Below are 21882 nucleotides of genomic sequence, written 5' to 3' on the forward strand. Positions count from 1 at the left end.
CGGTCACATTCCGAACCCGGAAGCTAAGACTCTTTGCGCCGATGGTACTGCAGGGGGGACCCTGTGGGAGAGTAGGACACCGCCGGACTTAACTTGAAAACCAGAAAAGCCACCCTTCGGGGTGGCTTTTCTGCGTTAACGGCCTTTTCTTCACGACTGCAGCCGAACCGACTACTCTCGGAGACACCATCGCTCACGAACGAGGGAGTTCCGTGTCAAGCAGGGTTTTCGTCCGCGCTGAAAAGGTCGCAGGTGAGAAGCGGGTTACTGCGACGGCCGACAGCGTACGGAAGCTGAAAGCCGCCGGCCTCGACGTGAGTGTCGCGCCCGGGGCCGGGCGGTTCGCCGGTATCACCGATGAGGCGTACGCCGCAGCGGGGGCGACCATCGAGTCATCACTGCCACGGGGTGCGGGCGACGTGCTGTTCCACGTTCGTCCACTGACGGCATCCGACCTCGACGCACTGCCGTCAGGAACGGTCACGGTGGGCGTCGTCGACCCGTTCAACAACGTCGGGGTGCTGCAGAAGGCGGCATCATCCAGGCTCACAACCTTCGCGCTCGACTTCCTGCCGAGAATTTCTCGCGCCCAATCAATGGATGTGCTGTCGTCCCAGGCGCTTCTCGCCGGATACAAGTGCGTTCTCCTGGCGGCGGATGCCTTCGATCGCATGTTTGGGATGACCATGACTGCCGCGGGCACACTGGCGCCGGCTCGGGTGCTCGTCCTCGGCGCCGGAGTCGCCGGCCTGCAGGCGATCGCCACCGCGAAACGCCTCGGCGGGGTCGTCAGCGCGTATGACGTCCGTTCGTCCTCAGCCGACGAGGTGCGCTCAGTCGGCGGAACGTTCATCGCCCTCGACCTCGAGGCGGCGGATGCCAGTGGCGGTTACGCCAAGGAGCTGGGGGCGGCCAGGGCTCAACGCCAGCGGGAGCTGCTCACACCTTTCGTAGAAGCGGCTGACATCATCATCACCACCGCTGCGGTTCCCGGCCGGCCTGCTCCGCTTCTGATCACCTCGGCGATGATGGGCGGGATGAAGGCGGGATCCGTGGTCGTCGACCTGGCTGCCGAGACAGGCGGCAATGTCGAAGCGTCGATGCCTGGAACATCGATCCCGTTCCCGGTCGCGGCAGGCCAGGTCACGGTCATCGGTGTCCGGGACATCCACTCCGACCTGGCCATTGACGCGTCGAAGTTGCTGGCGATGAACTTCGCCAACTTCGTCACGGCCCTCACCGTCGAGGGCGAGGTGGTGCCCGACTTCAGCGATGAACTGGTGAGCGGGTCGTGCCTCACCCACGACGGCGCCATCATCCACCCCAGGATCACCGAACTCTTTCCCGAGGAGGTTGCACGCTGATGGACGTCTTCGCCCTGGTCACCATTACCGTCCTGGCGGTGTTCCTCGGTTTCGAGGTCGTCTCCAAGGTATCCAGCACCCTGCACACCCCACTCATGTCCGAGGCGAACGCGATCCACGGCATCATCCTGCTCGGGGCGATCATGGTCGCCGGACAAGCGACCGAACCCCTTCCGCTCGTACTCTCCGTGCTCGCGGTTTTCCTTGCCACCATCAACATCGTCGGTGGTTTCGTCGTCACCGACCGGATGCTCGTGATGTTCGCTGCCAAGCCTTCTCGCGCGGGGAAAAAGGAGGTCTCCAAGTGAAAATCCTCAACGAATCCGTCGTCCTCACGGGCTATCTGGTAGCCGCCATCCTGTTCATCCTTGCTCTCAAGGGCCTGAGCTCACCGCGCAAGGCGCGGCGCGCGAACCGGCTCGGAGCGACCGGTGCTGTCATCGCGATCGCCGCCTACGTGCTTGGCCATGACATCCGTAACGGAGCGTGGATCGCCCTGGCGGTTGTCGCCGGTGCTGCCATCGCCGTTCCGGCCGCACGTCGTGTGCACATGACCCAGATGCCTCAGCTTGTCGCGGCCTTCAACGGTGTCGGCGGCGGCGCTGCGGCGCTTGTCGCTGTCGTCGAGTTCACCCACGGTGCCGATGCCTGGGCAGGTAGCGTGATCGCGTTCACTGTTTTCATCGGGGGGCTGTCGCTGACGGGCTCCTTCATCACCTTCGGCAAACTGCAGGGCATCATCACCTCGAGGGCGGTCGTCTTCCCGGGGCTCGGCGTCCTCCTCGGGGTTCTTACACTCGCTGCGATAGCCACCGCCGTCGCGATGGTCATCACCGGCAACCTTCTCTACGCTGCGGCCCTGCTCGGGATCGGCCTGGTCATCGGAGTCCTCTTCGTCCTGCCGATCGGCGGCGCGGATGTGCCTATCGTCATTTCCCTGCTCAACGCGTTCACCGGGCTCGCGGTCGCGGGATCTGGCGTCATGCTCTCCAACGTGCTCCTCCTCATCGCCGGCACGCTCGTCGGCGCCAGCGGAACGATCCTCACCATTTCGATGGCGACCGCGATGGGCCGCAGCGTGACCGGGATCGTCTTCGGGGCGTTTCGACGCGCCAGGAAGAGCGGGGCGGATGCAGGTACTGAGGACCGCCCGGTCCGCACGGTAACGCCCGAGGACGTTGCGATCCTGCTCGAGTACTCGTCGAGGATCGTCATCGTCCCCGGTTATGGCCTTGCCGTCGCCCAGGCGCATCACGCTGCGGCGGAACTGGCGGAGCACCTGACGTCGAGGGGAGCGGATGTCGTCTTCGGCATCCACCCGGTCGCCGGACGGATGCCGGGGCATATGAATGTGCTGCTGGCCGAGGCGAACGTGCCATACGAATCGCTCGTGGAGATGGACGTCGTAAACGGGCAGTTCAAGTCCACCGACCTCGTCCTCGTGATCGGAGCGAACGATGTGGTCAACCCGGCCGCGAAGTCGTCACCCGGGTCACCGATTTACGGCATGCCGATCCTCAACGTGTCAGAGGCGAATCAGGTCGTCTTTCTCAAACGCAGCCTGAACCCCGGATTCGCCGGGATCGAGAACGAGCTGTTCTACGACCCGAAGGTGTCCATCGCCCTCGGCGACGCGAAGGCAACGCTGACACAACTGCTCGCGGCGGTCAAGGCGGCGGTGTAACCGGGGCTGCGGATTGAAGCGTCCTGCGCCGGACCTTATGCTGGGGACGCAGTGGCGATGAGGGAGACCTGATGCAAGAGCTGACCGAAGGGCAAATCCGGTCATCGTTCGTGAACTGCGGGACGGCTGACGCGACCCGCATGTTTGTGCCATCCGGCCTCGCTTTTGCGCCATGGGCTGAGCTCGACTATTTCGGTTGGGGCGATCCGAACACCCCAGGGCGGTACTCCCTCGTCTACTGGCGTGAAGATTCTCCGGCGGGGATCGTGCTCCGACGCGCCGACCGGGTCGCATCCCGTATCCAGGTCCACCTGTGCAGTTTCTGCCACACGCCGCAGCCGGCGAACGACGTTGCCCTCTTCGTCGCCCCTCTCGCGGGTGAGGCTGGCCAGAACGGCAGCACGGTCGGCACCTATATCTGCTCCGAGCTGACGTGCTCCGCGCACGTTAGGCTCCAACCGCACGCGGCGCCGATCCAGCCCTACCCGTCGACGGTCATGCGTGCGTACCGGGCACGGCTGCTCGAGAGGGTCGACCGCTTCGTCGCAGACATCGAGCGCGTACGCTGAGCGTTCAGGTCTGGCAGCGCGGGCACCAGTAGGTCTCCCGCTGCTGGGTCGGGGTAGGCCCGAGCAGACCGGAACGGATTCGTGTGCCGCAGCGGCGGCACGGTTTACCGCCGCGCCCATAGACCCAGGTCTGCCTCCCCGGCCGGGTGTCGCCGGTCGTTGTCCGTTCCACCCGATCGCGATTGGCGTGGATTAGGCGATGCGACAGGGCGACGAGGGCGACGGCATCCGTCTCGCCGATCGGATGGGTGGGAAGGATCCCGCGAAGAAAACACAGTTCGTTGGCGTAAACGTTGCCGAGGCCCGCGAGGTTGCGCTGGTCCAGCAGCGCGACCGCGGCGGGGCGCTCAGGCACGGCTTCCAACCGGGCGAGCGCCTCGGCGCTATCCCAGTCGTCGCCGAGAAGGTCAGGCCCGAGATGGCCGACGACCGTGTGCTCGTCGCTGCGGGCGATCAGCTCGACCACTCCGAGCTCGAAACCGACGCTGAGCCACTCCGCCGAGCCGACCAAGGCCCTGGCCTGGTACGCGGGTCGCTTCCATGCCGATCCGGGCCGGTAGAGGTGCCAGGTGCCCTCCATCTTGAGGTGACTGTGCAGGCTGTAGTCGCCGACGCGATGCAGCAGGTGTTTGCCCCGGCTGATGACCCCCTCGATTTGTTCCCCGGTGAGGTCGCTCGTCGCGAAGGCAGGTACGCGGATGTCCCACGTGGTCACGGTCGCGCCTTCGAGTACATCGTTCAGGTGGCGTGCCGCGCGGTAGACCGTGTCGCCCTCAGGCATGCCGCATCTTCAGCCCCCGCGGCGTCTCGGTGAACCCGGCCTCCCGCAACGCTGCTGCTACCGGCGTGCCGAGCACGAACGAGCCGTTCACTTTCTCGATGGCGAGCTTGTCGATCCGGCCCCGGCGCACGAGGTCGGCGACGGATGCCGCAGCGACCGCGAGTACGGATTCGTCGTCGGTGAACGTGAGGAGAGTCTTTCCTCCCCGCTCGACGTAGAGGGTGAGCGCGCCGTCGACGAGCGTGACGAGGCTGCCCGCTTTGCGGCCCGGACGGTGTTTCGTGCCGGCGCTTTCCACGGTTGGCCAGGCCAGGGCCGCGCCGTACGGGTTCGCCGGGTCGGTGGCGGCGAGCGTGACGACCGTGCGGTCCGCCGCATCCGGGACGTCGTTCGCGTCACTCCGGGCGAACGACCGCAACCGGTCAACAGTTCCGGCGGTGGCGAACTGGGCGGCGCCGAGACCGTCGATGAAGTATCCGCGGCGAGCCCGGCCGGTGTCCTCGAACGTGCTGAGCACCCGGTAGGTGAGCGCGAACCCGCCGGGGACGCCTTCGCTCATCACGGAGCCGCGGGTGACGACACCGTATCGTTCCAGGAGCGTTTCGGCGGTGGCTGCCGTCCGGACGGTCGGATCCTGTTCGCCCAGGGGCAGGATCGACCAGCGCCCACCGAGCGCCGGTGCCACACGTGTCGACATGCTCGGCCGGCTGAGCGGGCGGCCACGGTACATCCGGGACCGGGGCGCGGCACGCTGGGTACGGTGTGCCCCGCCGCCGTGACCGGTGAGGGTCCTCAACGGCGCGAGCGTGTCATTCGTGATGAGCCCGGCCCAGACCAGCTCCCACAGGGCGGCGACGAGGGCTTTGTCGTCGGTCGCCCCTGTGGCCTCGGCGAGCTGGGGGAAGAAGAACGCACCGCCACCGCCGAGGGCAAGCAGGACCTCGCGCTGAAGTTCATCTGGCTGGTGCTCCGGAACGAGGGGCAGGGTGAGATGCGCGGTTTCGGCCAGGTGCATCGCGACCCAGCCGTCGTTGCCTGGCAGTGCACCGGCTCCTGACCACAACACCTCGCCGGTTGCGGTGAGCTCGTCGAGCATCGCTGGCGAGTAGTCGGTCACGCGTTGGGGCAGGATGAGCGATTCCCAGGCAGAGGCGGGGATGTTCACGCCGGCGAGCTGGTCGATGACGGCTGCCACGCCGTCGACCCCGCGCAACCGGCTCCCCACGTTCTGCCAGCTCGGCAGGAAGCGCGCGAAGGCATCCTGCTCGACCGGTTCGACCTCGTGGCGGAGCGCGGCGAGCGACCGGACCCGCAGGCGTCGAAGTACTTCGGAGTCGCACCATTCGGTGTTGTCGCCGATGGATTCACGGCCGGTGGCGAGGAACTCCCCGCGCATCACCCTGCGGGAGTCGGCGAGACGGACGAGCGTGTGCTGGGCAACGGCGCTGCCGAGGCCGAAGCGGTCGGCAACCTCCTGTGTGGTGAACGGGCCGTGCGTGCGGGCGTATCGGGCGATGAGGTCGCCGACGGGATCCGCGACGGGGTCGAGGAATGCGTCGGGGACTCCGATCGGCAGCGGCACGCCGAGTGCGTCGCGCAGCCGCGCCGAGTCTTCGATCGCCGCCCACCAGGCCGTGCCGGCGAAGCTGACCCCGATGACACGTTTCGCCCGCGCGAGTTCGGCGAGGTGCACGGTGGCATCCTCGAGCGGATGCTCTGATTCGAGCCGGGCAGCCACCTCGTCGAGAGTGAGCGGGCCGAGCATGCGCAGCAGGTCGGCGACACCTTCGACGCCCCGGCCTTTGCGGGACTCCGCCAGCCGCTGCAGTTCGCTTTCGGTCTGCGCGATCACACCGGGGTCGAGCAGTTCGCGCAGCTCCACCTGGCCGAGAAGTTCCGCAAGGAGAGCCGAGTCGATGGTGAGGGCGGCGGCCTTGCGTTCGGCGATCGGGCTGTCGCCCTCGTACATGAACGCCCCGACGTAGCCGAACAGCAGGGACTTGGCGAACGGCGACGGTGAATCGGTCGTGGTTTCGACGATCCGGATGCCGCGGCTGGCGAGTTTCTTCGCGATGCCGAGGAGCGCGGGCAGGTCGTAGGCATCCTGGAGGCACTCACGAACGGTTTCGAGGATGATCGGGAACGCCGGGTATTTGCGGGCGACGTCGAGCAGCTGCGCCGAACGCTGGCGTTGCTGCCAGAGCGGAGCACGTTTGCCGGGGGAGTAGTTCGGCAGGAGGAGTGCGCGGGCGGCGCACTCGCGGAAGCGTGAGGCGAACAGCGCGGAGCCGCCGACCTGCTCGGTGACGACGGCTTCGAGTTCGTCGGCGTCGAAGACGAACAGCTCGGCGCCGGGGGGTTCGACCTCGGTGTCGGGGATACGCACGATGATGCCGTCGTCGCTCGCGATCGAGGCGCCGTCGATGCCGAACCGCTCCTGCACGCGAGCCCCGACGGCGAGAGCCCACGGCGCGTGCACCTGCATGCCGTACGGGGAGTGAAGAATCACCCGCCAGTCGCCGAGCTCGTCGCGGGAACGTTCGACGACCAGTGTCGTGTCGCTCGGGATGTGCCCGGTCGCCGTTCGCTGCTCGATCAGGTAGGCGATGAGGTTCGTGGCCGCCCGCGAATCGAGACCAGCGCCGGTGAGCCGCTGGGTGGCATCCGTCGTGCTGGCCGCATCGATGTCGCGCATGAACGCGCCGACGGCTTCACCGAGTTCCGCAGGCCGGCCGAGACCGTCGCCCTTCCAAAACGGGAGTCGACCGGGCTGGCCGAACGCCGGAGTGACGAGCACGCGGTCGTGGGTGATCTCCTGGATCTTCCAGCTTGTCGCGCCGAGCGCGAACACGTCGCCCACCCGGGATTCGTAGACCATCTCCTCGTCGAGTTCGCCCACCCGTGAGCCCGTGCCTTCCGCAGTGCCCGACACCATGTAGACGGCGAACAGTCCCCGGTCCGGAATCGTGCCACCGCTGGTGACCGCAAGGCGCTGTGCCCCCGGCCGCCCGGTGAGCGTTCCGGCGTCGCGGTCCCAGACGATGCGGGGACGCAACTCGGCGAACTCATCGCTGGGGTACCGCCCGGCGAGCAGGTCGAGGGTGGCCTCGAACGCCGAGCGGGGCAGCCGGGTGAACGGCGCGCTGCGCTTCACCTGCTCGAACCACACCTCCACGTCGATCGGCTCCAGCGCGGTCGCCGCGACGGTCTGCTGGGCGAGGATGTCAAGGGGGTTGGACGGGACGGCGAGGGATTCGATCTGGCCGGAGACCATCCGTTCGGATGCCACGGCCGAGTTCACGAGATCGGCTCGGTGTTTGGGGAACAACACCCCACGGGAGATCTCACCCACCTGGTGCCCGGCGCGGCCGACGCGCTGGAGCCCGCTGGCGACGGACGGTGGCGATTCCACCTGCACGACGAGGTCGACCTCGCCCATGTCGATGCCCAGCTCGAGGCTCGACGTCGCCACGACGCAGCGCAGGCGACCGGATTTGAGGTCGTCTTCGATGATTGCCCGTTGTTCCTTCGACACCGAGCCGTGATGGGCCCGGGCGAGCTGGGGGGTACTGTGGTCGCGGCCGGTGGTCTGCCCGCTGCCGCCCATCAGCGCGGCTGGGGGACGGGTACTCCGCTCGGCCCCGATTTCGACAAGGTCTTCGGCGGGTTCCGCTGCCGTGCGTTCCTCGTAGATCTCGTTGAAGCGGGCAGTGAGTCGTTCGGCGAGGCGCCGCGAGTTGCTGAACACGATGGTTGACCGGTGTTCGAGGATGCGGTCGACGATGGCCTCCTCGACGTGCGGCCAGATCGACCCGGCGCGTTCGCCGTCTTCCTGGATGGCGCCGGCGGCTGATCCCTCGCGGGGCTGGGCGGCCGCAGCAAGGTTGGTCATGTCGTCGACCGGCACGATCACCCGGAGGTCGAAGCGCTTGGAGGCGGGAGGTGCGACGATCTCGACCGGCGCGGTGCCGCCGAGGAACCGGGCGACCTCTTCACGCGGCCGCACCGTCGCTGAGAGCCCGATCCGCTGCGCCGGTTTCTCGAGCAGGGCGTCCAGCCGCTCAAGCGACAACGCCAGATGCGCGCCGCGCTTGGTTGCCGCGACGGCGTGCACCTCGTCGATGATCACCGTCTCCACCGAGCGCAGCGTCTCGCGCGCGGCCGAGGTCAGCATGAGGAACAAGGATTCGGGTGTGGTGATGAGGATGTCAGGCGGGTTCTTCGCCAGGGTGCGGCGGTCGGCAGCGGGCGTGTCACCCGAGCGGACACCGACGGTGACGTTCGGTGCGTTCGCCCCCAGCCGGATCGCCGTCTGGGTGATGCCGATCAGCGGCGACCGGAGGTTGCGTTCGACGTCGACGCCCAGCGCTTTGAGGGGAGAGATGTAGAGCACGCGGGTGCCTGTGCCTTCGGTGCCCTTTCCTTCAGGGCGGGTTTCGGCCATGAGCTGGTCGATCGACCAGAGGAAGGCGGAGAGGGTCTTGCCCGACCCGGTCGGAGCGACGACGAGGGCATGCGAACCGCGCGAGATGGCATCCCACGCCCCGACCTGTGCGTCTGTGGGCGCGGCGAATGCCCCACTGAACCACTCGCGGGTCGCGGGAGAGAACCGCTCAAGCACGTTGCTCACGTTCCCATCCTGCCTGAGACCACTGACATCATCGGCGGGTTGCCTTCGCCTGACCAGCCAAAGTCAGAGCTGGCGCTCGATGAACCCGCGCACATCTGCCAGTTCCTGTTGCGAGATGGCGTGGGTCAGGCCGTCGTAGATCCGGCCGACGAGGCGGGTGTGATCGGGGAGCCAGGCGGTGGTGTGCTCCACCGCTTCGGACGGGATGACATCGTCGTGGGTTCCCCGGCCCCAGAACACCGGCGGGCGGCGTTCGGCGAGGGCAGCGTCGCCTGGTGAGGCGTCCGCGGAAGCATAGCCGGACAAATTCACAGCGAAGGAGAACCGCTCGGGCGCCGCGCGAAGCAGCTCGATCGCCACGGCGCCGCCCTGCGAGAACCCGAGCAGGCCGACCGAGTCGGGGCTGTACGGCAGCGCATCGAGCCAGGCCAGGACCGCCGCTGTCGTATCTGCGAGCCCGGCTGCGTCGGGCTGGCCGGGTTCGTCGATGGGGTACCACGACCAGCCGTCGATCGGGAACGGCGCGACGAGCGGTGCGCGGAGTGAGGCGATCACCGGCTCGAGGGGGAGGAAGGGCGCGAGCTGGAAGAGGTCTGCCTCGTTGGACCCGTAGCCGTGCAGGACGACGAGGAGCGAACGGCCTTCACGGTCGTCGCCCGCGGCTGACCAGAGGACGGCATCCTCGTCGATTGTGTACATCGCCTGCTTCTCCTTCGTCGGGCAGGGAACAAGCCTACCGAGCGTCAACCGGGTGTCTGCCGAGCGGGGTTCAGGCTAACCGGGTAAGAATGGAGCATGAGCGTTCGCACCCCTGACCCTGACCAGCCGCAGGACCCCTCATCGAGCCCGACCCCAGGCTGGCTCAGCGACATCGAGCTGGAGGAAGTGCGTCGTCGCCTTCCCCTGCTCTATGTCGAGGCGGTCCCGGTGCGTGTCGATGGCCTCGGTATCGTCACCGAAGTGGGAATCCTGCTCCGGGCGACCGCGACCGGGCAGATGACCCGCACCCTCGTCTCCGGCCGGGTGATGTACGGCGAGACGCTGCGGGATGCGTTGTTCCGGCACCTCGAGAAGGACCTCGGGCCGATGGCGTTTCCGCTGCTCCCGGCATCCCCAACGCCATTCCACGTGGCGGAGTACTTTCCGATGCCGGGGATTTCCGCGTACACCGACGATCGGCAGCACGCCGTGTCGCTCGCCTATGTCGTGCCCGTCACCGGAACGTGTGACCCGCGCCAGGACGCGCTCGAGCTGACCTGGATGGCGCCGGAAGAAGCCCAGTCGGATGCCGTCAGCGACGAAATGGAAGGTGGCCGCGGCACGCTCCTGCGCCTCGCGCTCGCGTCGGTCGGCCGGTTGTCCTGACCCGCTGAATACCTAGCGGACGTACCGGACTTCGTGGATCTCTTCGCCGAGGAACGGTTCGGTGTGCTCGGCGCCGTCGGCGACGAAGCCGTTTTTCTCGTAGAAGTGCCGCGCGCGGTCGTTCGCGGAGGACACCCAGAGATACGCGGGTTCCCCGTCGGCGATGGCAGCATCGAAGAGTTTCTGCCCGGTTCCCGTGCTGCGGAACTCGGCGAGCATGTTGATGAAGTACAGCTCGCGGTCGCGCGGCGCGTCAGCGTCACGGGCGGGACCCGACCCGGAGAATCCGACGATATCGCCGTCCTTCACCGCCGCGAACTGGCGGTAGGCGGGACCCTGGTTCATCCAGTGCGTCCACAGCTCCGCCATCCGACGGGGCGACAGCCGCTCCAGCGCGGCCTTGCTGATGAGCTCGTCGTACGCCTCGTGCCAGCACTGGGCGTGCACCCGTCCGAGTGACTCGGCGTCGACGTCGCGCACCGGGCGGACAATGATCTCTGAAACGGAAGGAGCTGCAACATCGGTGTCCATACCGTGACCATACCCCGGCATCTGGTAAGCCGAGAAATCGACGGAAGTCGGGGTTGACACATTCAGGCACTCCCGTTCAGGCGGTCCCGGTTTTCGACCCGCCACACAAGCTTCAACCCGGACCAGTCCTCGGTCACGGCGGCGACCTTGACGTCGACAAGTCCGAGCTCAAGCGCGGCGACCCGAATCAGGTTCTCCGTGACCTCGCTGACGTGACCGGCCGCCTTCCTCGGCCACGCGATCCACAGCGCGCCGTCCGGATGGATCCGCTGGCCGAGCGCTTCGATCCGCGAACGGATGCCCGCCGCCTCGGTAACGAAACTGAGAACGATGTCGGCGCTCGCGGCATCCGTCACCACGTCGACGCCGTCGGGAGCCTCGTCGAGGTGCCAGCCCTCTGGAGCGGAATCCAGGAGCAGCCGCAGCCCGGGCTTCAATCCGAGTTTGCGTGCCTGCGACGACGACGAGTATCCGGCCACGAGCCTGAGGATACTGTTGCGGCGTAAACGGCGGAAGCCACCGCGACCGGTCGACGCGAATGCGGGAACCGGAAGCGATGGCTTCCTGAAACGATGCTGCCTAGCGACCGCTGGATACCCGGCGGTGGGTACGCTGCCCGCCAGTCGCTGCTCCGCCTGACGTGGCCGGCCGGGCTGAACGCTCGGGGCGGGACTGCGGGGAGCGAGTGGTCGAGCTGCCCTCGTGACGGCGAGCAGAGCTGCCGGCGGTCGAGGTGGAGTAGTCACGCGACGAACCGGACCGTGAGCGTCCGCCGCCCTGGCCTTCGCGGGCCGAACGCTTGCGCTGGGCGTTGGCGCCCTGCGAGCGTCCACCACCCTGCGCCTGGACGACGCGGGGCACCGGCTTGACGTACGAGGCGACCTCGCCGACGAGGGCGGTCACCTCGGGGGACTTCGCGGTCACAGCGACCGGAGTGACGGTGATGGCGGCCTTCTTCAGGAGCTGCGCGAGGTCCTTCTTCTGCGTCGGCAGGCAGATGGTGACGACGTCACCGGCGCTGCCGGCACGAGCGGTCCGGCCGGAGCGGTGCAGGTACGCCTTGTGCTCCATCGGCGGGTCGACGTGGATGACGAGCTCGACATCGTCGACGTGAACGCCGCGCGCCGCGACATCCGTTGCCACGAGAACGCGGGCGGACCCGTCGCTGAACGCGGCAAGGTTGCGGTCACGCTGCGGCTGCGAGAGGTTACCGTGCAGGTCGACGGCGGGGATGCCGGAGTCGGTCAGCTGCTTGGCGAGCTTCTTGGCGTGGTGTTTGGTGCGCATGAAGAGGATGCGGCGGCCGGTGCCCGATGCGAGGGTCTCGATGAGGTCCTTCTTGGCGTCCGGGCCGTTGATCTCGAAGACGTGGTGGGTCATCGCCGAAACATGGCTGGTCGCTTCGTCGACGGAGTGCAGGACCTCGTTGTGGAGGAAGCGCTTGACGAGCTTGTCCACGCCGTTGTCGAGCGTGGCCGAGAACAGCAGGCGCTGTCCGTTGGACGGTGTCTTGTCGAGAATGCGGGTGACGACGGGCAGGAAGCCGAGGTCGGCCATGTGGTCGGCCTCGTCAAGCACGGTCATTTCGACAGCGTCGAGGTTGACGAAGCCCTGCTTCATGAGGTCTTCGAGGCGTCCCGGGCAGGCAACGACGATGTCGACGCCGGCCTTGAGCGCGGTGACCTGGCGGGTCTGGTTGACCCCGCCGAAGATGGTGGTGGTGTTGAGGCCGTATGCCGCTGCGAGCGGCGTGAGGACGGCGGAGATCTGGGTGGCGAGCTCACGCGTCGGGGCGAGGATCAGGCCGAGCGGGCGGCCCGGGCGGCGCTTGCCGCCGGCGAGCTTGCCGCCGAGACGGGCAGCCATCGGGATGCTGAACGCGAGGGTCTTGCCCGAGCCGGTCTTTCCGCGGCCGAGGACGTCACGTCCGCCGAGGGTGTCCGGGAGGGTGTCGACCTGGATCGGGAATGCGAGGGTCTTACCGTCGGCGGCGAGTGCCGCGACGAGTGCCGCCGGAACGTTGAGTTCGGCGAACGTGGTTTCTTTGGGAGTTTCTGACAAGGTGGTGCCTTTCACAGCATCAGCGTCCCGTACGGATCTCGACAGGCGAAATCGCTGGAGCGGGAGAGTGGCGAAGGTGGCGAAGGCCACAATCGTTCGCCGTATGAAGAGTCATCGACCCGGGAATCAGTTGCGAATCCAGCGGGGAGAGAGGAGCGTTCTACGACGCAAGGGGCACATTGATGGGCCCGCAAGTACTCCTACTCTAGCGGATGCGGCCGGGTGCTGCCTGACAGGGCGCTCAATGCGTCCGGGAACGCCGGGATCACTGGCTCCGGACAGGTACACGCGGCACGCCCGGTGAACCCGTCCGGTGCGGGTGAATCCGCGCGTCAGGAAGCTGGGGTGGGCGTCTCCTGCTCGGGCCGCACCGGCTCGAAGGCCCAGTGCGGCGCCATCTCCTTCAGCCGGATGCCACGCCACTGCCACATCGTCCACATCGGCATCCACAGCAGGGCGGCGGCCGGCCCGCCGAAGTCGAGGCGGTCCCGGTAGAGCGTCTTCGTCGGGTCCCCAGGCGCAGGCGCGATAGCCATCTGGTGCCGCCACCCCTCGAGAAGGCTCAACGGGCCGGTCAGCGGTCGACCGGAGTCGACGAGGATCCGCACGCCCGGCATCCGCTTCAGGTCGAAGTCGATGTCGATCCGCTGGCTGCCGATCGGGACGACCCCGGCGCCGCGGACGGTGACGTCCATGCTTCCCGGTTCCCACAGCGTCGGGACAGGCCCGCCGGGATCGAGTTCGAGCAGCGGGGAGTAAAGCTCGCGGAGAACGGCGGGGGAGCGGACCGCACGCCACGCGTCGAACGGGTCGGCGTCGAGGATGAGCTTGAGTTGGACTCGCATGAGCCCAGTCTCGTCTTTCTTGCGGATCCACGGTTCTCAACTTCGGGAATTGACCCCCAAATCACAGCAAACGGACGGATGCCGGCCCGGGAAACCGAAATCTCCGAAGTTCGGTACGGCGGGTGCGCTAAACAGGGAGTATGGCGATTCGATACTGGCTGGCGGTGGCATCCCGCGACCACGTACGCAACGCCGTCGACCTCGGAATCGCGCAGGTGAACCACGGCACACGCCCCAACCTCGAACGGATGGGCGACGCCGACGGCATCGTTTACTACTCGCCGAAGACGGAATACCCGGAGGGGGACCCGCTCAAGCAGTTCACGGCGATCGGCCGGATCGCCGGCACCGAGCTCTACCAGGCCCTGTCGATGGACTGGAGGCCATGGCGCCGCCGCGTCGACTGGGACCTCACCGCCGAGCCCGCTCCAATCCGCCCGCTGCTCGGCTCGCTCGAGTTCACCCGGAATGCGCCGAACTGGGGGTACCAGTTGCGTGCAGGCTTGCTCGAGCTTTCGCGGCACGACTTCGAGATCGTCCGGGATGCCATGCGTCGCCCGTCGCCGGACGACCGCCGCTACCCCGAAGAACGTCACTGGCTGTAACAGTGCCGCGCCGCCGAGCGGCCGTCGTTACGCTGGAATCATGTCCGAACGCACCGCCACCCCTGCGCACTCTGCCACCGTTTCGCCGGCCGCCCAGGCGAAATACCAAGTCCGCTTCGACTCCGGCCGTGCCGGGCTGGACCGGGTCGCCGACGTCGATCTTCTGGTCTGGGTGGACGCCCTCGCGCTCGCCGACGCAAGCATTGCCCTCGACTCGCCCGCAGAGACCGTGCTGGCCGCGAACCTCACGAATCGCAGCGCTGTCGCGGGCTGGGTGCTCGATCACCAGGTGCGGCTGGGGCGCCGCGTGTCGATCGCCGTGGTCTCTTCCGGCCGGGGGAGCACGCTCTCTGCCCCGGACCTGCTCGCCGCCGGAGCCGTCATCGATGCCCTGATCGCCCGCGGCATCGACTTCACGTCGCCTGAGGCGGCTGTCGCCTGTGCGGCGTTCGACAACCTCAGGAATGCCGTCGGGCACCTCTTCACCGCGTCCGTCGACGGACAGTCGCTGATCGCAGACGGCGAGCGGGAGCGGGTTGTCGCAGCGGCGCGGGTCGACTCCACTGCCGAAGTCGCCATCCTCCGCGACTGAGTGAGACCCGGTCGGTGACGATCAGCGGGTAGAGACCGAACGAGCGGCCCTCGCGCGGTGCGCGCGAACCTTGTGCCGGTTGCCGCAGCGTTGCATCGAGCACCAGCGACGGTTCCGCCCGCGCGACGTGTCGAGGTAGATGATGTCGCAGTCATCGGCATCGCATTCCCGGATGGTGCCGGAGGTGGTCCCCGAAAGAAGTGCCACGGCATCCCGTGCGATCGTTGACAGCGCCTGGGCTGCCCGCGGCTCCGTGCGCCCTGCCTGCAACGCCCCACCAGCAAGGCGTGGCGGGATGTCAGGGGTGGCGGCATAGAGGTTGAGCAGGTCGACGTCGCGGGAATCCCCGGCACTCCCGGCGCTCGCCGCGAGGGCCAGCCGGCCGATCGCCCCGCGCAGGGTGAGCGCGTCGGCGAGGTCGCGGTCGCCTGCTGCTGCACTCGGCAACTTGTCGGCCATCCAGTCGGTGAGGTCGGCGGGCGATCCAAGTGCTTCCCGTCGCGCCGCATCGGTAGCCCCGAGCGGACCGGTGTAGACGAAATCGAGTGCGAGCGACCCTGAGTCGAACCACCAGCGGGTTCCTTCGAGCGTGGTGAGCCACTGGCCTGTGGAAGATTCCTGACCCGCGGCGGAGTCTGGGCTGCTCGGATCACTCATGTAACCACGATATCCGGTTACCGAACGCGTGATTCCAGCCCGCACTACGCGGGTTCAGGCCAGTTTGCGAAGGGTCCGCAGGTTTCTGGTCGTGGTCAGGATGCCTGGTGTGCGTGCCGTTTTCTTCGAGAACGGGCTGTCGGTCGACATGCCTTTGCGGACCTCCCAATAGAGAACGCCATCCCCAGGCTGTACGCGCTCCACGTCACCCTCGGTGTTCCCCGCAAGCTCGAGAAGGTTCCGGATGTCGCCCGGTTCCGACACGAACATCACATACGGCTGCCGGTCGTCGAATTCGTCGAACGGGTACGCCTCGATCACGGCCCTCACCGTGGCCTGGTCGGTGAGGATCACGCGCGCCCCATATCCAAAGGCGTCGGCCAACGCCTTCTCGATCGCATCGGCCTGCCCGGCGCCCGTGAACAGCACGTTGCCGCTGGCGAGCACCGTACGGACCTCGGTGAACCCCATGCCGCGAAACACCTCCGCCAGCGCCGCGGACTTCACCGTCACGCCGCCGACGTTCACTCCGCGGAGAAGGGCGATCCGGAGGTTGGTCATTTCAGAGCCTGGGCGTTCTGTCATGACGCCTTCGCCGCTGCCCGCTGCCGCATCGCCGGGGTGATGACGCGGTGCTGCCAGCTGATCGCGAACCGCGGGTCGAAGCGGCGGGAGCAGACACCGCACGAGGTGTGATGCTTGGGCTTGCGGTAGCGGTACAGGGTGTGGCCGTTCGGGCACGATCCCACCCACGGGGCGAGTTCGTCGGCCGTCTCGCCGTGGTGCTCGCGAGAACCGACGTAGCCCAGATCGGCGGCGATTCGCTTCCACGTCTGCCCGTGGCCGGCCCGGGGTCCGGCAATGGCGTGGGCTACCTCGTGCAGGAGGATCTGGTGGATCTCATCGTCGTCGAACCGGCTCGCCAGATAGCGGGACACGGTGATCCGCTTCGTCGTGAAGTTACAGAGGCCGGCCCTGCGCTTGGCGTTGTCGAATCCGAACGACCACACGGACGGATCGAGGTGGAGCTTTATCAGCGAGTCGGCCCACAACCGGACCCTGACCAGATCGGACATGGCAATACGCTAGCGCGAGCCGCCGACATTCGCTCGGCCGCGTTCAGCGGCCGAGGAACGACTCCGTGACGGCGACGGCGATGAGCGAGGATTCCATCTCTTCGTCGGTGGCGCCGAGGTCGGTGCGCAGCCGGACGGCCGACTTGAAGTCGACGAGCGCTGAGCGGTAATCCCCCTGGTCGAAGTACACCCGGCCGCGGTGCTGCAGCGAGAGCGCCTCAAGCATCCGCCAGTCGTGGGTGTGCGCCTCGTTGATGAGGGACGAGAGTTCGTGCAACGCTTCGTCGTACGCGCCGCGGAACTGCAGGACCTGGGCGCGGAGCATCCGGGGCTGCATCAGCCCCTTGCGGTCGCCGGTGAAGCGCGCGAGTCGCACGCACTGGTTCGCCATGTCGAGGGCCTCGTCGAGTTGGCCGGCGACTTTGAGAAGCCAGGTCTTCTCGCAGAGTGCGCTCATGTTGCGCATGTCACCGAGCTCGAGCAGTCGATCCCCAACAGCCTTGAGGTCGACCTTTTCGCGCAGGGTCTTTGCGTCGTAGCCAAGGATGATGCTCAGGGTGTACTCCAACGATGTCGGGAGTCCGGAAGGTGTCGCTCCGGTCTCTCATCCGACTTTAACCCGCGCCGCCCCGTTCGCGGGTCAGGTGGTGGCGCCTGTCGCCATTCACCGGTGCATTCCGAGCGCGCGGTCAGCCCTCGACGAGTGGCGCGAGCGTGATCTGGATCAGCCGGTCGTCGTCCTGCCCGGGACTGCCCCGGCCGTCGGTGTTGTTCGTGATCAGCCAGAGGGTGCCATCCGGTCCAGGAGCAACGTCGCGGATCCGGCCGAATTCTCCCTCGAAATACGCGGATGCGGTCACGACGCCCTCGAGACCACGGCTGCCCTCTGGCACATGGACGCCGTCGAGGATGCCCCACAGGCGCTGCCCGCGGAGCGCCGCCATAAACAGGGTGTCGTCCACGACGGTGAGACCGCTCGGGCTGGCCTCGTCCGTCGACCACTGGTAGGCCGGGTCGACGAAATCGGCATTTCCGGCCTGGCCCTCGACCACCGGCCAGCCGTAATTGTTGCCCGGTTCGATGAGGTTGAGTTCGTCCCAGGTGTTCTGGCCGAACTCGCTGGCCCACATCCGGCCGTCGGCGTCCCAGGCCAGGCCCTGCGGGTTACGGTGCCCGAGCGAGTAGACCGCCGACCCTTCGACCGGGTTGTCCTGCGGAACGTCGCCTGTCGCTGTGACGCGCAGGATCTTGCCGTTGAGCGAATCGGGGTCCTGTGCCGTGTCGCGGTTGCCGGCGTCGCCAACCGTGACGTACAGCATCCCGTCCGGGCCGAATGCGATCCGCCCGCCGTTGTGGTTGCCGGCCTTCGCCATCCCGTCGAGCACGACCTCGGTGCCGCCGAGGGTGAGGCTCCCCGGGGAGCCGCCGACCGGCATCCGGACCACCCGGTTGTCGTCGTTCGAGGTGAAATATGCGTAAACCCAGTGTTGTTCGCCCTGGTTTCGGGCGGCGAGACCGAGCAGGCCGCCTTCGCCACCTGCGTCCACGCCCGGCACCACCGTGACCTCGCGGAGGTCTCCGGCCGGAGTCAGTTCCATGATCTGCCCGGTGTCGCGGTAGCTGAGGAGAGTGCTGTCGCCCAGGCGCAGGATCGACCACGGCACGTCAAGGCCGGTCGCGAGAACGGAGTAGTCGCCGGTCGGGTATACCGGTCCTGTGCCCGTCGGGGCTGGGGCCGGAGTGTCCGGGCCTGTGGGGCGCTCGCTCGGCAGCGGGGCGGATGTCGTGCAGCCGCTCAGGATCATCACTGCGGCCAGAGCTGCGACCGCTGCACGTCTTTTGGGCACGTCAGTTGCCCGATCGGACCTGGAAGATCGTCTGCGCTGGGGCTGGCGACGGCACGGCGGTTTCGTCGGTGACGACGCTGGCGCCGGCGAGGAACTGGCGGAGTTCAGCCCCGACAACGGCTTTGGCCGGGTGGGGTCCTCCAGCCAGCAGCCGGGGGATGAAATGCATCGGCAGTTCCGTGTTCGAGCCGATCAAAACGACGTTTCCGAACCGCCGGCCTTTGAGGATCTGGGCCTCAGCCAGGACGGCGACGTGGCCGACGGCATCCTGAACGGTGGCGGCCTGCCCGCGCGCGAAGACGAGTCCAGGACCATCCGCGATGTTGATGACGAGGATGCCGTCGGGGGAGAGGAGCGCCGCCGCTTCGCGGTAGAACTCAATACTCGTCACGTGGGCTGGGGTGCGGGCGCCGGAGAAGATGTCGACGACGACGAGGTCGACGCTCCCGGCGAGGCCCTTGGGCAGCCGGCCGAGCACCTCACGGGCGTCGCCGTAACGCACCCGGATCGCCGCGCGCTTCGACCAGGGAAGGTGCTCGCGGACGAAGTCGACGAGGTCCTGCTCCAGTTCGACGACCTGCTGCCTCGAGCCCGGCCGGGTGGCCTCGATGTAACGGGGGAGGGTGAGCGCGCCCGCGCCGAGGTGGACGGCGGTGATCGGCTCGCCGGGTGCGCGAACCTCGTCGATCACGTGCCCGATGCGCTGGATGTACTCGAAGAACAGGTTCGACGGGTCGTCGAGGTTCACATGGGACTGCGGGGTGCCGTCGACGACGAGCTGGAAGCTGCCCGGAACCCACTTGTCCGCCTCGATGACGGCCATCTGACCGCTCGACGCGAGACGGATGCGGGGGTTGTCGGTCTCTCTCGCTGCCATGCGTCGAGCCTACCTTTCTCAACTTCGGAGAGTCCCGGGGAGTTGCGGTCCCGGGGCCGCTTTCCGCGCGGATCCGGCGCAAATCTCCGAAGTTCGCAAGAGCACTGCGGCCGGCATCCGTCGCCACTAGCCTGAACGTATGCGCGTCGACCTCAACTGCGACCTCGGTGAGACGGTGGATGGCCGTCCGACCGCGGACGACGCCGCCCTGTTTCCGCTCATCACGAGCGCGAGCATCGCCTGCGGATTCCACGCCGGCGACGCGGACTCGATGATCGCGTCCTGCCTGCTCGCCGTCGAACATGACGTTCGTGTCGGGGCCCACATCTCCTACCGCGACCGGGCCCACTTCGGCCGGGCCGACCTGGAGGTTCTCCCGGCCGTCCTCATCGATGAGATCCTCGAGCAGCTGTCGGCGCTCGCCGAAGCTGCAGAGAAGGCGGGCACGAGCATCCGTTACGTCAAACCGCACGGGGCGCTCTACAACCGCATCGTCCACGACAATCGCAAGGCGGATGCCGTCGCGACCGCCGTCGCGCAGTTCTCGCCGGGCATGCCGCTCATGGGCCTGTCCGGGTCCCGGGTCGAGGAGGCCGCCTCCGCCCACGGCCTGCCATTCTTGCGGGAGGCGTTCGTCGACCGCGCCTACCAGCACAACGGTTCGCTCGCGCCGCGGAAATGGCCGGGAGCTGTGCTCCACGGTGAGGACGAGATCGCCGCTCGCGCCGTCACCATGGTGACGGAGGGAACGGTGCGCGCGCTAGACGGAACCCTGCTGTCGCTCGAGGTCGACTCGCTGTGCGTGCACGGCGACACCCCGGACGCCGTCGCCATGGCCCAAGCCGTGCGCGGTGCCCTGGCCGCGGCCGGCGTTGAGGTTCGAGCGGCCGTATGAATCTGCTGCATGCGGTAGGAGACCGTGCGATACTCGTCGATTGCGACGACCTTGAAGCGGTCCTCGCCCTGAATGCTGCGCTCACGGTCGCTCCGCCCGACGGGATCGTCGACATCGTGCCCGCCGCCCGCACCGTCCTCGTCACATTCGACCCCGCGAGGCTGTCCGCGGACCGCGTGACCGGCTGGATCCGTTCCACGCCGCCCGTGCCGCCGGAAGTCTGGGGCTACAGCGACGTCGTGGAGATCGACGTCCAGTATTCGGGAGAGGACCTCGCCGAGGTCGCCGCCCTGCTATCCACCAGCGAACGGGAGGTAGTGCAGGCGCACACGGCATCCGTCTGGCGGGTCGCTTTCGTCGGGTTCGCTCCCGGGTTCGGCTACCTCGTGACCGATTCGCCGCAGCTCGTCGTGCCCCGGCGGGCGAGCCCGCGCACGAGCGTCCCGGCCGGATCGGTCGGCCTCGCCGGGGAATACACCGGGGTCTATCCGCGGTCGTCCCCTGGCGGATGGCAGATCATCGGACGCACAGACGCCGTGTTGTGGGACCCGGATGCCACCACTCCCGCCCTGCTCGTGCCCGGCCGCGTGGTCCGGTTCCGGGAGGCGTCGTGAGCACGCTAACCGTGGGAATCGCCGGACCGCTCACCACCATCCAGGATCTGGGTCGCCCGGGATTCGCCGCGCTCGGCGTGAGCGGCTCGGGCGCGCTCGACCGGGGCGCGCTCACACTCGGGAACCGTCTCGTCGGTAATGCGGAGCGCGCCGCAGCGCTCGAGATCACGGTCGGCCCGTTCTCCGCGGTTGCTGACCGGGATGTCTGGATCGCGGTCACCGGCGCCTGGGGGCGGGTAGCGGTCGGCGGGCATCCGATCGACCCGAACCATCCGACGTTCGTCGCGGCCGGGACCTCGATCGACATCGGACCGGCAGCATCCGGGCTGCGGTACTACCTCGCCGTCAGCGGCGGGATCGATGTGGATCCGGTCCTCGGTTCCCGATCGACGGATCTTCTCTCGGGCATCGGGCCGACATCCGTGCAGGGTGGAGATGTGCTACCGATCGGGCAGCCGCACACCGCCGCGATCCCCGCCCTCGACGTCGCGCCGTGGAGCGCTCCCGACGCGGGGGCAGTGACCGTGCCGATCCGGGTCGGGCCCCGGGCGGACTGGTTCACCGCCGCCTCGCTCGAGCGCCTGTTCAGCGGGACGTGGACGCTCAGCTCGGCGTCGAACCGGGTCGGGGCCCGGCTCGACGGTACGCCGCTTGAGCGGTCCGTCACGGCGGATGCCCACGGTGAACTCCCCAGCGAGGGAATGGTTGCGGGTGCCCTCCAGGTGCCGCCGTCCGGGCTGCCCACTGTGCTGCTGGCTGACCACCCGACGACCGGCGGATACCCGGTGATCGCGGTCGTGGCATCCGGTGCGCTCGACCTCTTCGCGCAGTTGCGCCCCGGCCAGCACCTGACCTTTCGGCACGCGCGGCCCTGACCCCTCCCGCGAGT

23 protein-coding genes and 1 rRNA gene are annotated in these 21882 nt (G+C 67.8%); 11 read left to right on the forward strand and 13 right to left on the reverse strand.

What is annotated here, in order from left to right; genetic code table 11:
• The 5 genes from rrf to BM197_RS12840 form a co-directional block, all read left to right on the forward strand.
• A 5S ribosomal RNA gene (gene rrf, locus BM197_RS12820) occupies nt 1-88 on the forward strand; the annotation flags it as partial.
• A 124-nt stretch (nt 89-212) separates the two neighbouring features.
• Nucleotides 213-1364 carry an NAD(P) transhydrogenase subunit alpha gene (locus BM197_RS12825; protein ID WP_090712154.1) on the forward strand — a complete coding sequence of 384 codons (1152 nt, stop codon included), beginning with the start codon at nt 213-215 and terminating at the stop codon, nt 1362-1364.
• Complete coding sequence (locus BM197_RS12830) at nt 1364-1672, forward strand: NAD(P) transhydrogenase subunit alpha part 2 (RefSeq protein WP_090712156.1); 309 nt, start codon at nt 1364-1366, stop codon at nt 1670-1672. The genes BM197_RS12825 and BM197_RS12830 overlap by 1 nt, the downstream gene beginning before the upstream one ends.
• Complete coding sequence (locus BM197_RS12835; protein ID WP_090712157.1) at nt 1669-3048, forward strand: NAD(P)(+) transhydrogenase (Re/Si-specific) subunit beta; 1380 nt, start codon at nt 1669-1671, stop codon at nt 3046-3048. The genes BM197_RS12830 and BM197_RS12835 overlap by 4 nt, the downstream gene beginning before the upstream one ends.
• Before the next feature lie 71 nt (nt 3049-3119).
• Nucleotides 3120-3617, forward strand: coding sequence for an FBP domain-containing protein (locus BM197_RS12840; RefSeq protein ID WP_090712159.1), 498 nt, complete (start codon nt 3120-3122; stop codon nt 3615-3617).
• 4 nt (nt 3618-3621) lie between these two features.
• On the opposite strand, the gene BM197_RS12845 is transcribed toward BM197_RS12840, so the two are convergent.
• From BM197_RS12845 to BM197_RS12855, 3 genes are all read right to left on the reverse strand, one after another.
• On the reverse strand, nt 3622-4398 hold the full coding sequence (locus tag BM197_RS12845) for a DNA-formamidopyrimidine glycosylase family protein (RefSeq protein ID WP_090712161.1): 777 nt from the start codon (nt 4396-4398) through the stop codon (nt 3622-3624).
• A complete protein-coding gene (locus BM197_RS12850) occupies nt 4391-9028 on the reverse strand; it encodes an ATP-dependent helicase (RefSeq protein ID WP_090712163.1) in 4638 nt (1545 codons plus the stop codon). The genes BM197_RS12845 and BM197_RS12850 overlap by 8 nt, the downstream gene beginning before the upstream one ends.
• A 63-nt stretch (nt 9029-9091) precedes the next feature.
• Nucleotides 9092-9727: an alpha/beta hydrolase gene (locus BM197_RS12855; RefSeq protein WP_090712165.1), complete on the reverse strand. Its 636-nt coding sequence runs from the start codon at nt 9725-9727 to the stop codon at nt 9092-9094.
• Nucleotides 9728-9823: 96 nt separating this feature from the next.
• On the opposite strand from BM197_RS12855, the gene BM197_RS12860 reads away from it, so the two are divergent.
• The gene (locus BM197_RS12860; RefSeq protein WP_090712167.1) at nt 9824-10393 is read left to right on the forward strand and encodes an NUDIX hydrolase family protein; all 570 of its coding nucleotides are present in this window, start codon (nt 9824-9826) and stop codon (nt 10391-10393) included.
• A 12-nt stretch (nt 10394-10405) separates the two neighbouring features.
• Here BM197_RS12860 and BM197_RS12865 read toward each other — a convergent pair whose 3' ends face one another.
• The 4 genes from BM197_RS12865 to BM197_RS12880 all read right to left on the reverse strand — a co-directional run bounded on the left by BM197_RS12865 (nt 10406) and on the right by BM197_RS12880 (nt 13830).
• Entirely contained in the window at nt 10406-10924 is a 519-nt protein-coding gene (locus BM197_RS12865) for a GNAT family N-acetyltransferase (RefSeq protein ID WP_090712170.1), read from the reverse strand.
• Nucleotides 10925-10986: 62 nt separating this feature from the next.
• Nucleotides 10987-11403 carry a DUF3052 domain-containing protein gene (locus BM197_RS12870; protein ID WP_245762537.1) on the reverse strand — a complete coding sequence of 139 codons (417 nt, stop codon included), beginning with the start codon at nt 11401-11403 and terminating at the stop codon, nt 10987-10989.
• Nucleotides 11404-11503: 100 nt separating this feature from the next.
• Nucleotides 11504-12985 carry a DEAD/DEAH box helicase gene (locus BM197_RS12875; protein WP_090712507.1) on the reverse strand — a complete coding sequence of 494 codons (1482 nt, stop codon included), beginning with the start codon at nt 12983-12985 and terminating at the stop codon, nt 11504-11506.
• 332 nt (nt 12986-13317) lie between these two features.
• Nucleotides 13318-13830, reverse strand: coding sequence for a hypothetical protein (locus tag BM197_RS12880; protein ID WP_090712171.1), 513 nt, complete (start codon nt 13828-13830; stop codon nt 13318-13320).
• Nucleotides 13831-13970: 140 nt separating this feature from the next.
• On the opposite strand from BM197_RS12880, the gene BM197_RS12885 reads away from it, so the two are divergent.
• On the forward strand, nt 13971-14435 hold the full coding sequence (locus tag BM197_RS12885; RefSeq protein ID WP_090712173.1) for an EVE domain-containing protein: 465 nt from the start codon (nt 13971-13973) through the stop codon (nt 14433-14435).
• Between the two features lie 40 nt (nt 14436-14475).
• Complete coding sequence (locus BM197_RS12890; RefSeq protein ID WP_090712174.1) at nt 14476-15027, forward strand: 2-phosphosulfolactate phosphatase; 552 nt, start codon at nt 14476-14478, stop codon at nt 15025-15027.
• A 21-nt stretch (nt 15028-15048) separates the two neighbouring features.
• Here the strand turns inward: BM197_RS12890 and BM197_RS12895 are convergent, their stop codons facing one another.
• The 6 genes from BM197_RS12895 to BM197_RS12920 form a co-directional block, all read right to left on the reverse strand.
• On the reverse strand, nt 15049-15684 hold the full coding sequence (locus tag BM197_RS12895) for a CGNR zinc finger domain-containing protein (protein ID WP_090712176.1): 636 nt from the start codon (nt 15682-15684) through the stop codon (nt 15049-15051).
• Between the two features lie 54 nt (nt 15685-15738).
• Complete coding sequence (locus BM197_RS12900) at nt 15739-16269, reverse strand: DUF1697 domain-containing protein (RefSeq protein WP_245762538.1); 531 nt, start codon at nt 16267-16269, stop codon at nt 15739-15741.
• The gene (locus BM197_RS12905) at nt 16266-16760 is read right to left on the reverse strand and encodes a SprT-like domain-containing protein (RefSeq protein ID WP_090712180.1); all 495 of its coding nucleotides are present in this window, start codon (nt 16758-16760) and stop codon (nt 16266-16268) included. The genes BM197_RS12900 and BM197_RS12905 overlap by 4 nt, the downstream gene beginning before the upstream one ends.
• Before the next feature lie 43 nt (nt 16761-16803).
• Complete coding sequence (locus tag BM197_RS12910) at nt 16804-17328, reverse strand: tetratricopeptide repeat protein (protein ID WP_245762539.1); 525 nt, start codon at nt 17326-17328, stop codon at nt 16804-16806.
• A gap of 121 nt (nt 17329-17449) precedes the next feature.
• Nucleotides 17450-18607 (reverse strand): PQQ-dependent sugar dehydrogenase, encoded by a 1158-nt coding sequence (locus tag BM197_RS12915; protein ID WP_245762540.1) that lies wholly within the window; start codon nt 18605-18607, stop codon nt 17450-17452.
• A gap of 1 nt (nt 18608) precedes the next feature.
• Entirely contained in the window at nt 18609-19484 is an 876-nt protein-coding gene (locus tag BM197_RS12920) for a spermidine synthase (protein WP_090712183.1), read from the reverse strand.
• A gap of 139 nt (nt 19485-19623) precedes the next feature.
• On the opposite strand from BM197_RS12920, the gene BM197_RS12925 reads away from it, so the two are divergent.
• The 3 genes from BM197_RS12925 to BM197_RS12935 are packed head-to-tail and all read left to right on the forward strand — an operon-like array spanning nt 19624 to nt 21868.
• On the forward strand, nt 19624-20379 hold the full coding sequence (locus BM197_RS12925; RefSeq protein ID WP_090712185.1) for a LamB/YcsF family protein: 756 nt from the start codon (nt 19624-19626) through the stop codon (nt 20377-20379).
• Nucleotides 20376-20993, forward strand: a complete 618-nt coding sequence (gene pxpB / locus BM197_RS12930) for a 5-oxoprolinase subunit PxpB (RefSeq protein ID WP_090712187.1) — start codon at nt 20376-20378, stop codon at nt 20991-20993. The genes BM197_RS12925 and pxpB overlap by 4 nt, the downstream gene beginning before the upstream one ends.
• Nucleotides 20990-21868 (forward strand): 5-oxoprolinase subunit C family protein, encoded by an 879-nt coding sequence (locus BM197_RS12935; RefSeq protein ID WP_245762541.1) that lies wholly within the window; start codon nt 20990-20992, stop codon nt 21866-21868. Before pxpB ends, BM197_RS12935 begins: the two co-directional genes overlap by 4 nt.
• The last annotated feature ends 14 nt before the right edge of the window (nt 21869-21882 follow it).

It is taken from the genome of Mycetocola miduiensis, from assembly GCF_900115155.1.
GTDB classification, from domain to species: domain Bacteria; phylum Actinomycetota; class Actinomycetes; order Actinomycetales; family Microbacteriaceae; genus Mycetocola_A; species Mycetocola_A miduiensis.

What these genes read in the sequence shown, in the direction of transcription:
- BM197_RS12890 (WP_090712174.1), top strand. Translation starts at nt 14,476, where the DNA reads ATGTCCGAACGCACCGCCACCCCTGCGCACTCTGCCACCGTTTCGCCG.
- BM197_RS12860 (WP_090712167.1), top strand. Translation starts at nt 9,824, where the DNA reads ATGAGCGTTCGCACCCCTGACCCTGACCAGCCGCAGGACCCCTCATCG.
- BM197_RS12880 (WP_090712171.1), bottom strand. Translation starts at nt 13,830, where the DNA reads ATGCGAGTCCAACTCAAGCTCATCCTCGACGCCGACCCGTTCGACGCG.
- pxpB (WP_090712187.1), top strand. Translation starts at nt 20,376, where the DNA reads ATGAATCTGCTGCATGCGGTAGGAGACCGTGCGATACTCGTCGATTGC.
- BM197_RS12920 (WP_090712183.1), bottom strand. Translation starts at nt 19,484, where the DNA reads ATGGCAGCGAGAGAGACCGACAACCCCCGCATCCGTCTCGCGTCGAGC.
- BM197_RS12925 (WP_090712185.1), top strand. Translation starts at nt 19,624, where the DNA reads ATGCGCGTCGACCTCAACTGCGACCTCGGTGAGACGGTGGATGGCCGT.
- BM197_RS12885 (WP_090712173.1), top strand. Translation starts at nt 13,971, where the DNA reads ATGGCGATTCGATACTGGCTGGCGGTGGCATCCCGCGACCACGTACGC.
- BM197_RS12895 (WP_090712176.1), bottom strand. Translation starts at nt 15,684, where the DNA reads ATGAGTGATCCGAGCAGCCCAGACTCCGCCGCGGGTCAGGAATCTTCC.
- BM197_RS12840 (WP_090712159.1), top strand. Translation starts at nt 3,120, where the DNA reads ATGCAAGAGCTGACCGAAGGGCAAATCCGGTCATCGTTCGTGAACTGC.
- BM197_RS12900 (WP_245762538.1), bottom strand. Translation starts at nt 16,269, where the DNA reads ATGACAGAACGCCCAGGCTCTGAAATGACCAACCTCCGGATCGCCCTT.
- BM197_RS12855 (WP_090712165.1), bottom strand. Translation starts at nt 9,727, where the DNA reads ATGTACACAATCGACGAGGATGCCGTCCTCTGGTCAGCCGCGGGCGAC.
- BM197_RS12845 (WP_090712161.1), bottom strand. Translation starts at nt 4,398, where the DNA reads ATGCCTGAGGGCGACACGGTCTACCGCGCGGCACGCCACCTGAACGAT.
- BM197_RS12830 (WP_090712156.1), top strand. Translation starts at nt 1,364, where the DNA reads ATGGACGTCTTCGCCCTGGTCACCATTACCGTCCTGGCGGTGTTCCTC.
- BM197_RS12865 (WP_090712170.1), bottom strand. Translation starts at nt 10,924, where the DNA reads ATGGACACCGATGTTGCAGCTCCTTCCGTTTCAGAGATCATTGTCCGC.
- BM197_RS12905 (WP_090712180.1), bottom strand. Translation starts at nt 16,760, where the DNA reads ATGTCCGATCTGGTCAGGGTCCGGTTGTGGGCCGACTCGCTGATAAAG.